10 protein-coding genes are annotated in these 12695 nt (G+C 58.4%); 5 read left to right on the top strand and 5 right to left on the bottom strand.

The features are described from left to right. Positions 1–95 precede the first annotated feature (95 nt). Positions 96–1226 (top strand): efflux RND transporter periplasmic adaptor subunit, encoded by a 1131-nt coding sequence (locus tag L1A08_RS02110; RefSeq protein ID WP_238753663.1) that lies wholly within the window; start codon positions 96–98, stop codon positions 1224–1226. Between the two features lie 114 nt (positions 1227–1340). Next, positions 1341–2531, top strand: a complete 1191-nt coding sequence (locus tag L1A08_RS02105; protein ID WP_238753661.1) for a CvpA family protein — start codon at positions 1341–1343, stop codon at positions 2529–2531. A gap of 136 nt (positions 2532–2667) precedes the next feature. Here the strand turns inward: L1A08_RS02105 and L1A08_RS02100 are convergent, their stop codons facing one another. The 3 genes from L1A08_RS02100 to L1A08_RS02090 all read right to left on the bottom strand — a co-directional run bounded on the left by L1A08_RS02100 (position 2668) and on the right by L1A08_RS02090 (position 6253). Beyond that, complete coding sequence (locus tag L1A08_RS02100; RefSeq protein WP_238753659.1) at positions 2668–3708, bottom strand: agmatine deiminase family protein; 1041 nt, start codon at positions 3706–3708, stop codon at positions 2668–2670. Further along, positions 3701–4594, bottom strand: coding sequence for a carbon-nitrogen hydrolase (locus L1A08_RS02095; protein ID WP_238753657.1), 894 nt, complete (start codon positions 4592–4594; stop codon positions 3701–3703). The genes L1A08_RS02100 and L1A08_RS02095 overlap by 8 nt, the downstream gene beginning before the upstream one ends. 339 nt (positions 4595–4933) lie before the next feature. Further along, positions 4934–6253, bottom strand: coding sequence for a sulfatase family protein (locus L1A08_RS02090; RefSeq protein ID WP_238753655.1), 1320 nt, complete (start codon positions 6251–6253; stop codon positions 4934–4936). A 469-nt stretch (positions 6254–6722) separates the two neighbouring features. On the opposite strand from L1A08_RS02090, the gene L1A08_RS02085 reads away from it, so the two are divergent. Beyond that, complete coding sequence (locus L1A08_RS02085; protein WP_315860535.1) at positions 6723–7577, top strand: serine/threonine protein kinase; 855 nt, start codon at positions 6723–6725, stop codon at positions 7575–7577. Positions 7578–7610: 33 nt separating this feature from the next. Here the strand turns inward: L1A08_RS02085 and L1A08_RS02080 are convergent, their stop codons facing one another. Further along, a complete protein-coding gene (locus L1A08_RS02080; RefSeq protein ID WP_238753653.1) occupies positions 7611–8876 on the bottom strand; it encodes a tetratricopeptide repeat protein in 1266 nt (421 codons plus the stop codon). 308 nt (positions 8877–9184) lie between these two features. On the opposite strand from L1A08_RS02080, the gene L1A08_RS02075 reads away from it, so the two are divergent. Then, a complete protein-coding gene (locus L1A08_RS02075; protein WP_238753641.1) occupies positions 9185–10453 on the top strand; it encodes a serine hydroxymethyltransferase in 1269 nt (422 codons plus the stop codon). 455 nt (positions 10454–10908) lie between these two features. After that, complete coding sequence (locus L1A08_RS02070) at positions 10909–11070, top strand: hypothetical protein (protein WP_238753640.1); 162 nt, start codon at positions 10909–10911, stop codon at positions 11068–11070. 308 nt (positions 11071–11378) lie between these two features. Here L1A08_RS02070 and L1A08_RS02065 read toward each other — a convergent pair whose 3' ends face one another. Then, positions 11379–12548 carry a S1C family serine protease gene (locus tag L1A08_RS02065; protein ID WP_238753639.1) on the bottom strand — a complete coding sequence of 390 codons (1170 nt, stop codon included), beginning with the start codon at positions 12546–12548 and terminating at the stop codon, positions 11379–11381. Between the last annotated feature and the right edge of the window lie 147 nt (positions 12549–12695).

Here is a 12695-nt window from a genome sequence, read left to right as displayed (position 1 = left end):
GATTTGCCAAACTGTTTTCTGGCGATGATCTTCTGACTACTCTTTCACTTTCTCGGTCGCCTGACCTGGTGAGTTTATCATCCGGAGAGTTATTGATGTTGTTTCTGTCCAAGCGTTTGCGTTCTGCTCTGTTCGTGACACTTTGCACTCTGGGATTGTTCTGCGCGAACGCCCCGGACCTTCACGCGCAGCGGCCCGATCCGAACGCTCAACCAGCCGCAACTCAGTTGATCATCAAGCGGGAAGCGATCCATCCAATTTCCCCAGACAAGTTTCGCGTCCCAATCAGCCTCGCGCCCACCCGTCAGCTCGATATCCGATCGCTCAACGAGGGCATCGTGCAGAACATTCGTGTTCAGCCGGGAGGAAAGGTCAGCGGGCAGGAAGAAGTCTTGCGAATCGAGTCGGCCAAAGCGATTAAACAGCTAGACCGGGCCAAAGCCAATCTCAAAGTCGCGACGATCCGTCGTGACCTGGCGCGGGGGCAAACGGGTCCACAAGCTCAGGCCAATCTCGATCTGGCTGAAGCAGAGCTCGATGTCGCGGAAGCTGATCTCGATCTGGCCCAGCTCAACCATGACAACACCTCAATTCGGGCACCATTCGCGGGGGAAATCCTGAACATCGCCGTGACTGTGGGGACCTTCGTTAACGAGGGCGACCTGCTGATGGTACTTCGGGACTCGACGGAACTCAGTGCCCGCATTCCGGTCGATCGCCAGAAGGTCAAACAGGGAGATACACTGGAAGTCCAGCTCGACAACGGGGTGGCCAAGGGCACCGTGCAGACCGTTTTGCCGCTGACCAACGAATGGCAGTCGCTTCGCCAGCTGATCGATACGGCCGCTATTGCCGTTGTCGTGATCGATAACAAGGATCGCCGCTTCGAAGATGGTCAGACCGTCTACTCGTCAATTGTCCCGCGTCAGTCCGTGATTGAGATTCCGAATACGGCTCTGAAGAACTCAGAGACAGGGACGCGCCTCGTTCAAGTCCTGAGAGACAATCTGGTCCGAGACATTGAAGTGGAACTCCTGGGAGCAATTGGCGACTCCCGCTCCTATGTCGCCGGTCCGTTCCAGAGCGACGACGAGTTGATCACCGAGAGCAGCCAGGTCCTTCTCGACAGCACGGTCGTAATGCCTGCCACACAGGCCAATACCCAGACTGCCCCAGCCACGCCCTCCAACACGCCGCAGCGACGAACGTTCAATCCGGACCTGTAAGCGAACCGCCGGGTTTCGTGAGGAAGAAACTCGCCTTTTCGTGAAAATTGGACACGTTTATACTCTCGCGACAATCCGTTCGGGCTGAACACTTCTTCTGCAAGGATGCTGCTGATGTGGTACGATATCGTTTGCCTGGTCATTCTCGCGCTCTCGGTCTGGCGAGGAATGGCAAAGGGTTTCGTGTGGCAACTGGCGTCGATCGCCGGGATCGTTCTCTGTTTCATTTTCGCTGAAACGGTCTCCATTGCCGTGGCTCCGCTGACCGGACTGGAGCCTCCTCTCAGCCGCTGGGTAGCCATTCTCGGACTCTATGTGGTCGGCTCCTTCTTCGCCTTCGCCATCGCCCGATCCATTCAGGCCGGCCTGGAGAAAGCCAAGTTCGAAGACTACGACCGGCACCTGGGCGCCATTTTTGGCGGGATCAAAGGAGCCGTCATCTGTCTGATCGCCACGTTCTTTCTGTTCACGCTGTCGGAGCAGTCCCGCGAACTGGTGATTCACTCGAATTCCGGCTATGCCTCCGCCGTTCTCTTCGAGCAAATCCAGCCCGTCATGCCCGCTGAACTCGAAGCTCTGCTTGAACCCTACATGGACGGCTTCGACCGGGAAACGATGGCCGAACATCGTCGACATCACCAGGTTGAAGAAGGCCCGGACCTGTTCGACGTTCATGGCGATCATGACGGACACGATCATGATCACGACGATGACGATGGGCACAATGTTTCCCCGATCAGCTCCGGCGGCAATGCGAGCAAGAGCCCGTTTGGCGAAACGGTTGTCGATAACTCCATCAACGACCTGGTAAAGAAGATCCCCGGCCTTTTCAGTCCGGAACTGCAGCAAATCGTTTACGAGACTCTGCAGAGCACCGATCCGAAGGACCGCCCGGAACTGGTAGAAAAGCTGAGTTCCGGCATGCCGGGCGTCGTCCGCCAGGTCGCCGAGCAGTGGCAGAACGGTAAACCAACAAACGCAGCCGAACCTCTGGTCACCGACTGGCGTCAGCATCGGGCCTACCTGCTCCGCGAAATCGCCGCGATCTACACCGAACACACCGACGCCCAACGCTCCATCATGGAAGAAGTCGTTTACGCCCTGCATGGGGTGCCGGACGCCGTCACGGTGTCCGTCCTCGAAGACTGGCACGCCGATTTGAAGAACAAGGAACCCGATCCGGATCCGGCAACCGACATACGAACAACGCTCGACCGCCGGGTCGTCAACCAACTGGCCAAAGCCCGCATCTCGCTGGGTTCCCTCCCCTCCGACCTCCGCGACCGCCTCAGCAGCGTCCGGTAATCATGTCGGAGGCCTTCAGGGCCCGAGGCTCCACTGAGAGTCGGCTTCAAAAAGCACTGGCGGAGCCACTGGCACACGTCCACGTTCTGCTGAAGCATGCCCACGCGAGCGTGGGCATGGCACCCGTCGTCTGCTTCTACCCGGCGGTTTGTTGCATGCTGGCGCAGTGGAATGCTCCCAGTCCCCAGACCAAATCCACGGCATCGATGCCGATGATCTCGCGGTCGGGGAAGGCTTCGCTGATGATTCGCAGAGCGGTCTGGTCCTGTTCGCAGCGGAAGGTCGGAACGATCACGACGCCGTTGGCGATGTAAAAGTTGGCGTAGGACGCAGGGAGTTGCTGGTTGTCGTAGATCACCGGTTCGGGCAGCGGGAGTTTGACGATCTCGAAGGGACGGTCTTCCAGATCACGAAAACCAGCCAGCTGCTCGTGCATCTGTTTGAGCAGCGGAGAATTCGGATCGTTTTCGTCGTCGGTCCACATGGCCAGGATCTTCGTCGGCGAGACAAAGCGGGCCAGCTGGTCGATGTGGGCGTCGGTGTCGTCGCCGGACAGCGATTCATCGTCGGCGTCGAACAGCCACAGGACCTGTTCCGCTCCGGTCATCTCGCAGAGAGCGTCTTCGATTTCCTCCCGGCTGCTGTCTGCATTGCGGTTCGGGTTGAGCAGACACTGGCTCGTCACGAGCAGAGTCCCTCCCCCGTTGTTCTCGACGCTTCCCCCTTCCATGATCAACCCGGGCTTAATGGTGGGCAGATCGAGAATGCGGGCGATCCTGTCCGGAACAGCGTTATCGGAATCGAACGGAGGATACTTCCCGCCCCAGGCGTTGTATTCCCAGTCGACGAGCAGCGAGCCCCGTTCCGGGTGCGTCAGAACCCACGGACCGTGATCACGAATCCAGCAGTCATTCGTCGGGACGTCGTGAAAATGGATGTTCTCAACCCCGTCGAGGAGTTCGCGAGCCTGCCTGAGCACATCGCCCGTCGCCAGAATGTTGACTGGCTCGAACCGCGCGACCTGTCGAGCAAACTCGGCAAAGATGGCGGGAACCGGTTCAAACTTTCCGGGCCACGAATCCTGGTTATGAGCCCACGAAAGCCACGTTCCGGCGTGCGGCTCCCATTCGGCCGGCCAGCGGTATCCGAGTTCAGCAGGCGTCATCGGCTCAGCCATTGGTTGTCTCGTCGATGAAGCGTTTGCAGAGTCCGGCGTAGGCATCGATCCGCCGATCCCGCAGGAACGGCCAGTGCGTGCGAGCCGTGTTCATAAGGGACAGATCGAGATCAGCGTACAGAATCTGTTCTTTGTCGTGAGCCGCCTGGCAGAGGACGTTGCCGTACGGGTCGCTGATGAACGAGCCGCCCCAGAACTGAATCTCCCCTTCCATCCCGACGCGGTTGGGAGCGACGACATGAATGCCGTTGGCGATTGAATGCGACCGCATCATCGTCTGCCACGCCGAGTACTGGCTGGCTCCGAACTCTTCCTTCTCGCTGGGATGCCAGCCGATCGCGGTCGGGTAAACGAGCACTTCGGCTCCGGTCAGAGCCGTCATGCGAGCCGCTTCGGGAAACCATTGATCCCAGCAGACGCAGACGCCCACGCGACCGAGACTCGTTTCGAAACTGCGGAAGCCGAGATCGCCCGGCGTGAAGTAGAACTTCTCGTAATACAGCGGGTCATCCGGAATGTGCATCTTCCGGTAAATGCCGCACTGGCGACCATCGACATCGAAAACGACAGCCGTGTTGTGATAGAGGCCAGCCGCCCGGCGTTCGAACATCGAAACGACCAGGACGATACCGAGTTCCTTCGCCAGGCCCTGCATGTGGTCAGTGATTGGCCCCGGAATCGGCTCGGCTTCGTCGAAGCGATCGTGGTCTTCCGACTGACACGGATAGAGCCCGTGAAACAGCTCCTGCAGACAGACGAGGTTCGCCCCGGCAGCGGCGGCTTCGCGGATCTGCTGCTCGGCTTTATCGATGTTGGCCTGCTTGTCATCGCTGCAGGACATCTGCAGAGCGGCGGCGTTGAAGGAACGGGCGTTCTTGTTTTTCATCAGCAAACTCATGAACCGGGAAGCGACTGAAAACCAGTTCGCTCAAGAGAAACAAACCGTGGTCATTCGACGTCTGCGAGACGTTGCCGGGAGAAGCGGCGACACGGGCCGGCAACAGCGGTTGCAGGCGTCGTAATCATATTCAAAGCCCCAGCCACGAAAAGACCCGGCGGGAGTTTTGCAGAAAATAGAGGGGAAGTGACCAACGCCAGCGGCGTCCAGAAGCCGCGACCCGGCCAGATGTCGGCCGGGTTACTCTCTCGTTCATGAACTGAGCACTTTGCAGGAACTGAGCCCGCCCACACGTGCGTGGGCATGGCCCTCGATTCCCGTCGTCCCCTATTCGACCGACCACCAGTCGTTGAGCTCTTTGGTGAGCCGTTCGACCAGCTGTGGTTTCTTGTCGGCCAGATCCTTATTCTCGTGCGGATCTTCTGCAAGGTTGAACAGTTCGACATCGGCGTCTGGTTCGCGGCCGTCGTGAGGAACGATCAGCTTCCAGTCCCCTTCAATGATCCAGCGGAAGCGGAGAGAGGCGACCGGGTCGGTCATGTGCTGAATGTCGTGTTTCAGGATCTCGCCATAAATCTGCTTGCGAGCCGTCACGGCATCCGCATCGAGCAGATTGATGCCCTGCATCTCGGGAGTGATCTGATCTTCAAGCCCCACGGCATGCAGCAGCGTCGGCACCAGATCGATGGAGCTGGCCAGATCGGTTTCGTTCATGTCGGGCGTCACGTGGCCCGACCAGCGGATCATGATCGGCGTCCGGGTTCCGCCTTCGTACTGAGACCGCTTGGAACGCGGGGCGTAACGGCTCGAGTCCTCTTCGGTGATCCAGCCGTTGTCGGTGACGTACACGAAGATCGTCTCGTCGGCCAGGCCCTTCCCATCGACGTAGTTGATCAGCTCGCCGCAGCATTCGTCGAACCATTCGCACATTGCCCAGTACTTGGCGATCGATTCGTGCGGGGTCTTGGAACGGTACTTCTGCAGAATTCGCTCCGGCGGATTGTGGGGCGTGTGGGGCAGGAACGGAGCGTACCAGACGAAGAATGGCTTCTCCTGTTCGACCGCCATATCGATGAAGTCTTCGACCTCTTTATTGCCCTGCCGACCGATCTTCAGGCCCTCATCGCCATGACGGCCTCCCTTGGTACGATCACCGTGGGTCATGCCGTGCGTGAAGCCGCCGCGAGTGTAGTGGCCTTCCCACCATTTTCCCGACTGATGACTCACGTATCCCTTTTCCTTGAGAATCTCGGGCAGCTTGGGATCGTCGTCGATGTGCTTAAGGTATTCGTTGCGAATGGCAAGATATTCCGGTGAGGAAAACTGGACTCTCTTGGGCTTGTCGGCCAGTTCCGCCGGCGGGGGAGGATCGTTACCGACAACGCCGTGCTGATGCGGATACAAGCCGGTGATCATCGTCACCAGAGACGGCCGACAGAGACTGTCGGGCACGTAGCCGCGGGTGAAAGTCAGCGAATTTGCGGCCAGCGTGTCGAGGTTGGGAGTCCGAATGTGCTCGTGGCCCATGAAGCTGTAGTCGCCCCAGGCCTGATCGTCAGAAATAATCATGACGATATTTGGGGGAGCAGCCTGCAATGTCGTTGAAAACAGCAATGCAGTTGTGAAAATGAGTGCGTATAGTTTCACGACTTTTGATCCTCATGGACGACACACGGACGCAATGGAATGACGTGTCCGCGCTGGGAGTTTGATGTGCGTCTGGTGGGGTATTCTCACCGAGAGTCGTTCCGCGAACGATGAAAATCTTCCGCGGAAATCACCTCTACCGTTCAGAAACGTCTGGATTCCAGGTCTGACCGGCACGTTCGACAGACTCGGTAACAGCTTGCCGAAGCCGCAAAATCAGCCCCAATTCGCCAGGACGAATCAGCGACTCATTATGTCGCTCGTTTAGCGAATGTGTCAAACGCGGGCCCGGATTCCATTAAGGCGACTTTTCCGCTTCGTCCGATAAATCATCAGAGACGAATCCGCCGATTCCTTGCGCACACTCCGCAGCATCGTTGCCAGGCATCTTTGCGACGGGAGGAACGATCGGCTCAACGTCTGAGATGATTGGTTGACGCCCTGGGGCTCGGCAATCTTCTGACGAACTCTGACTGGGAGCAATGTCATCGCCACGCTGAGAACTCGACAACTGCTGGGAAAATATCGCATCGAGCGAAAGCTGGCTGAAGGCGGCTTCGCTTCGGTCTATCAGGCTTTTGATACGATCGAAGGGATTCGCGTCGCCCTCAAGGCTCCGCATCCGGGATATGTCAACGACCAGAGCCTGAACGACTTCCGCCGCGAAGTCCGCATGCTGAGCCGGCTCAGCCATCCGAACATCCTAGCTCTCAAAGATGCCAGCTTCATCGATGATCAGTTCGTCATCGTCTACCCGCTGGGCGAAAAGACGCTGTCCGAACGCCTGCGCAGCCGAATGTCGATCGCGACGATTCTCGACCTGACTTCCCAGATGCTCGAAGCGTCGGCCTATGCCCATTCGCAGAAGATTATTCACTGCGATATCAAGCCGGAAAACATGCTCATGTTCCCCGGGAACGTGTTGAAGCTGACCGACTTCGGCATCGCAAAGATTGCGCAGAAGACCGTTCGTGGAGCCGGCACTGGTACAATCGGCTATATGGCCCCCGAACAGGCGATGGGAAAACCGTCATTCCGCTCGGATGTCTTTTCGCTGGGGCTGATCATTTACCGGATGGTGAGCGGCGTCTGGCCGGAATACCCGTACGACTGGCCGGCTCCCGGTATCGCCCGGGTCCGCAAACGGGTCACGTCGGGCTTCGTCGAGTTTCTTGAACGCTCGATCGACCCGCGTCCCCGCGGCCGATTCCGCGATGCAATGCACATGCAGAACGTCTTCCGCCGCGTCCGCCTGGAAGTCCTCCGCAAACATCAACTCCCGGCGACAACGCCCCGCAACGTGGTGACAAACCGAGCCGCCTGAAGGTAAAGCCGGTTCGGAAACCGGCCTTACGAATCACTCGCCGCTGATCGGCACGCCGAATTGTTCGAGGCGCTGGTAGGCAAGTTCGACCCACGGGCCCCGGTCGTCATTCTGCAGATAGAGTTGCCAATGGCGGATGGCATCCTCCGGCTGATGCATCTGGTAGAGCGTTTCGGCCTTGTGCAGGTGAGCTTCGGCAAAGGTCGGATGGATTTCGATCGCGGCGTCGAAGGCCTCGATGGCTTCCGACCACTTTCGCAATTCGGCGTAGAGGCAACCAATCTGCGTCCAGGCTTCGAGGTACTCCGGATCGTGCTCGATCGCACAGAGATACCGCTCCAGCGAAGCTTCCTGTTTCCCGAGTCGATAAAGTGAATCGGCCAGATAGAAATGGGCTTCGGCGTCTTCGGGGCGGGCACGCAATGCTCGACGGAAGCAGCGAATCGCTCCTGAAGTGTCGGCGACTTCGGCTCGTCGGCAGCCTTCGACCATCCAATCGGTTGAACTGACTGCTGTGTTCGGGGGCATTTCGAATCTGAGAAAGCGATGATCTTCCGCATCGGATTCTTCTTCAGCCGCCAGAGTAGCTCCATCCTGCTCTTCATCTGTTTTCGGAGACGCAGAGAAAGAAAACAGCCGCTGACGCGACTGGGGATCGAAGTACCCTTTCTGATCCCGGACCACCAGACTGCGATGGTCGGAAAGCATTTCAAGCTGTTCGAAGGCCCGGCCGGGCTCGCCAACGTATTTCTGAACAAGTCTCAGACTGCGAGCCAGCTGCTGCTGAGTCGCCCCGGCCTGCATCAGCTCCGAAAGGCGGCGGGCCGTCGTCACTTCCTGATACGAGAAATAGGGCAACCGAAAAACCCGCTTCTCGGCTCGAATCAGTCCTGCCCGTTCCCAACTGCGAATGAGATGCACAGGCAGCTTGAGCAGTTGGCTCAGCATGGCGGGCGTGTAGAGCCGCTTGACCTCGGGGTTCTCCACCGAGAGCTGGATAATCTGCAGCCAGTCCGACTCCGAGATAATTCGCAGCGGATGCGCTTCAAGGATCAGCGCCTCTGCCTGTTGCAGTTTAACCGATGGGCGACCGTCGGCCTCAAGCGGCCAACCTTCTTCACCGACCACGAGCAGCGTCACCTGCCGCGACATGTGCGGCACGGCCTGCCCCCCGTGGGCAACCACCTGGGCCGACGCCTGTTCGTGCGTCATCGAGGCGAGCGTGCCGGTGAATGTGACTGTTTCTCCGGTGAGAGCCTGAGGCTGATGCTCGCTGAGGGCGGCAAGTTCGGAACGCACGGGGTCCGTAGAGATCCCGCTTTCGCTCGTTATCTTTTCCGCGGAATCAGCCATGCGTAAGGTGCCCGGCGGCAACTGAGGGTTTTTAGAAGTGGACGTTTGCCCTGCGACAATCTGCAGAGTGGAGTCTTTTCATTGACGCCCCTAGTATAAGGCAAGCAAGTTTCGATTTCCTGCCCGTTTCGCTAAGATTTGAAGATCGCTCCCGATGGCATCCTTCGCGGAGCGGGCACGGCGGCCCAATCATTAAACTCCGAGTCGCCAATCATTCTCCATTTGACAAAGACGCTTACGCTCTGGACGCCACGATGCACGAAAATGATCTCCCTCGATTTTCCAAACTGCAGCAGCAGGACTCCCAGGTTTTCCAGTGTCTCGAACATGAAATGGGACGCCAGAAAGACGGGCTGGAGCTGATCGCCTCCGAGAACTACACCTCGGCTGCGATTCAGGAAATTGTGGGCAGCGTCCTGACGAACAAATACGCCGAAGGTTACCCGGGTCGCCGCTACTACGGTGGCTGCGAATACGTCGACGACGTGGAAACCCTGGCCATCGAACGGGCCAAAAAGCTGTTCGGAGCCGAGCACGTCAACGTCCAGCCGCACGCTGGTTCCCAGGCCAATATGGGCGTCTTCATGACCGTCCTGCAGCCGGGTGACACCTTCCTGGCGATGGACCTCGCTCACGGCGGTCACCTGACTCACGGGATGCACCTGAACTTCTCCGGAACGCTGTATAATCCCGTTCATTACGGCGTCCGCGAATCGGATCATCGCATCGATTACGATCAGGTCGCCAAGCTGGCCCGCGAGCATAAGCCGAAAATGATCATCGCCGGGGCCAGTGCTTACCCGCGGGAAATCGATCATGCCCGCTTCGGAGAGATCGCTAAAGAAGTCGGCGCCAAGCTGATGGTCGACATGGCCCACTACTCTGGTCTCGTCGCCGGCGGCATTCATAACAGCCCCGTCCCGCACGCCGACTTTGTCACGTCGACATCGCACAAGACACTGCGTGGTCCCCGTTCCGGATTCATTCTCTGTCGTGAAGAGTACGCCAAGGACATCAACCGGACTGTCTTCCCGGGTCTGCAGGGTGGGCCACTGATGCACGTTGTGGCCGCCAAAGCTGTCTGCTTCGGCGAAGCCCTGGAAGACAACTTCAAGACTTATGCGAAACAGATCGTGGCCAACGCTAAAACGCTGGCCGAAACACTGATGGCCGGCGGATTGAAGCTCGCTTCCGGCGGGACCGACAATCACCTGATGCTGACCGACGTGACTTCCATCGGAACGACCGGCAAGGTGGCCGAGAAAGCACTGGACCGAGCTGGAATCACGGTCAACAAGAACATGATTCCTTACGATCCCCGCAAACCGCTCGACCCCAGCGGGATCCGCATCGGGACCGCTGCCCTGACCACCCGTGGGATGGGAACCGACGACATGAAGAAAGTCGGTGAATGGATCCTGAAGGTGTTGAAGAATGTTGAGGACGACAAAGTCATCAATGATGTTCAACAGGAGATCCGGGAGTTCGCTTCCGCCTTCCCGGTGCCGGGAATTGAGCGCTAGAACATTTTCATGCTGCTCCTGCGAAAGCCTGCAGTCGAATTTTGATTGCTCTCGAGCCATCGCCCGACCGGATGTCCGCGCACGAGGTTCTCAGCGACAAGCAGAACCTCCCGCGGACGGGAGGGCTCCACCCGGAAACGGCTCCAGCAACCGCTCGAAGCCCTCTCGAACGCGGCAAACCAACAGACGTTTCAACGACTGTTGGTTTGCCCGCAATGGAGTGTTTCTCCCTGTTTTTTAGGCGTTCACGGAGAGTGATCGCATTGCCCGCAGATAACTTTCGTCGATGATTCGCCAATCATCGAATTGGAATTGTCAAACCGCAAAGCTGGTGCTACCATCCGCTCCGCAATCTCGACTGATCGATGGCGGACAAACGCTGTCCTCTACCTTTCAGATCCTCTGAATCCCTCTCTCACACACACTATCGACAAGTTGTCATCGGGAGCCATTCAGTGCTGCATATCGAATTAGAGGTAGGACAGACCGTTCAGATCGACGGCTACACAGTCACTATTCTCGATGTTCAAGACGGCGAAGTTTACGTCCAGGTCGACGACACCCCGACTGAGGAGTGCGTGACCGCTAACGACGGGTTTTACCGCCTCCCTCGCTAGAACGGATCGCTTGACCGACTGTTCCTGGACGAGCTAGTTCCGGTTCGAAACGCAGGCCTCTGCGGAGAGAACGGCGACACCATCCCGCGAACGGCCCAGGTTCTCGCGGGCTGGATTGCCGCTTTAAAGCACTCCATGCCTCCCCTGCAGTCGCACGGTTGCCAATTCCCCGTCATGCTGAGTTGGCTCCTGCAAACGCCTGCACTCGAACTTTGGATTTGGCCCAGGTCGCAGCAACGTTCGGCACCAGAGAGAACTTCTCTTCCAGCGCCGATGCGGATGCGTGTCGGCCGGCCGATTCTCCGCGCTTATTGAATCAGCTGAAGTTCGACCTCTCGGGTCAACGACTTTCCGTCACGGACGATCTCAACTTCGACGGTCTCACCGATCTCGTGCTGATCAAGCAGATCAAACAGGTCGTTCTGAGAGGCGATTGGCGTTTCATCGATCCGCACGATCAAGTCTCCCAGCACAAGATCTCCATTCTCATCGTATCGTGTTCCCTGCAGCCCGGCTTGCTCGGCCACACTGCCGGGCGCCACGCCACGAATGAGAACCCCTTCCCGTTCGAGGCGTCGGCGAACGGTGGAATCATCGTAGATATAGATCCCCAGCCCCGCCCGGACAACTTTGCCATCCCGAATCAGCTGGGGAACGATGCGATTGAGAATGTCCGCCGGAACCGCGAAGCCAATTCCCGCAGACGTTCCCGTCGGACTGTAGATTGCTGTGTTGATGCCGATCAGTAGCCCGGCGCTGTCGAGCAGAGGTCCGCCAGAGTTCCCCGGATTAATCGCGGCGTCGGTCTGAATCACGTCCCGGATCATCCGGCCATTGAGTGCCTGAATCTCCCGGCCCAATCCGCTGATCACCCCCACTGTGAGCGTCTGATCGAGTCCGAACGGGCTTCCGATCGCGAAAACTTTCTGCCCGACCTGAAGATCGGACGACTTCCCCAGCTTCAAAGGGGCCAGGCGAAGACGTCGCGGGTCGATGCGCATCACGGCGATGTCCTGGGAAGGATCCGCCCCGACCAGCACCGCGGTATGCGACGTATTATCAGCCATGGTCACGCGAAACCGCGACGCTTCATGCACGACATGATAATTCGTGATGATGTAACCCCGATCGTCCCAGATGAAACCGGTGCCGGAGCCTTTGGGAGATTCCATAATCGCCAATGTGCTGCGATTCATGGCCACATCAGCGGTCATCACATGCACGACCGACCGCGAGGCCTCATTGAAGATCTCGATCGTCGTCTTCTCATCTTCCGCGAGATCCCCGCGAGGCGTGACTGGGCGTGACTCCGCGTCGGGACTGAAGAGTGGCAGCGGACCGCGATAGATTTCGCGCATGGCGAACGCCCCACCACAGATCAGCAGCGCCAGAACAAGCCAGCCATTCACCTGCAGCGCGGACGGCTTTTCATTCCGCGAGCCGTTTGCTGGCGGTTGTCTGTATTCTTCCCCTGACATGGCGGCGTTTCCCGGTCTGATTCCGTTTCTGGTTGAGCGGCTCGCAAAAGTCGATGGAGGAGTTTCCATCTCTCAAGATAGACGGTTCCCGCTCAGATACCAGTCATCACCTCGCGGCAACGCAAAACGCGGGATCAGCTGCCCCCT

It is taken from the genome of Rubinisphaera margarita, assembly GCF_022267515.1.
Taxonomy (GTDB): Bacteria; Planctomycetota; Planctomycetia; order Planctomycetales; family Planctomycetaceae; genus Rubinisphaera; species Rubinisphaera margarita.
Note: the sequence above shows the minus strand (reverse complement) of the source record. Positions and strands in the feature narration are given on the sequence as shown.

Excerpts from the sequence above, each read along its gene's own strand:
- L1A08_RS02095 (WP_238753657.1), bottom strand. The coding sequence starts at position 4,594 with ATGAAAAACAAGAACGCCCGTTCCTTCAACGCCGCCGCTCTGCAGATG.
- L1A08_RS02075 (WP_238753641.1), top strand. The coding sequence starts at position 9,185 with ATGCACGAAAATGATCTCCCTCGATTTTCCAAACTGCAGCAGCAGGAC.
- L1A08_RS02065 (WP_238753639.1), bottom strand. The coding sequence starts at position 12,548 with ATGTCAGGGGAAGAATACAGACAACCGCCAGCAAACGGCTCGCGGAAT.
- L1A08_RS02105 (WP_238753661.1), top strand. The coding sequence starts at position 1,341 with ATGTGGTACGATATCGTTTGCCTGGTCATTCTCGCGCTCTCGGTCTGG.
- L1A08_RS02110 (WP_238753663.1), top strand. The coding sequence starts at position 96 with ATGTTGTTTCTGTCCAAGCGTTTGCGTTCTGCTCTGTTCGTGACACTT.
- L1A08_RS02100 (WP_238753659.1), bottom strand. The coding sequence starts at position 3,708 with ATGGCTGAGCCGATGACGCCTGCTGAACTCGGATACCGCTGGCCGGCC.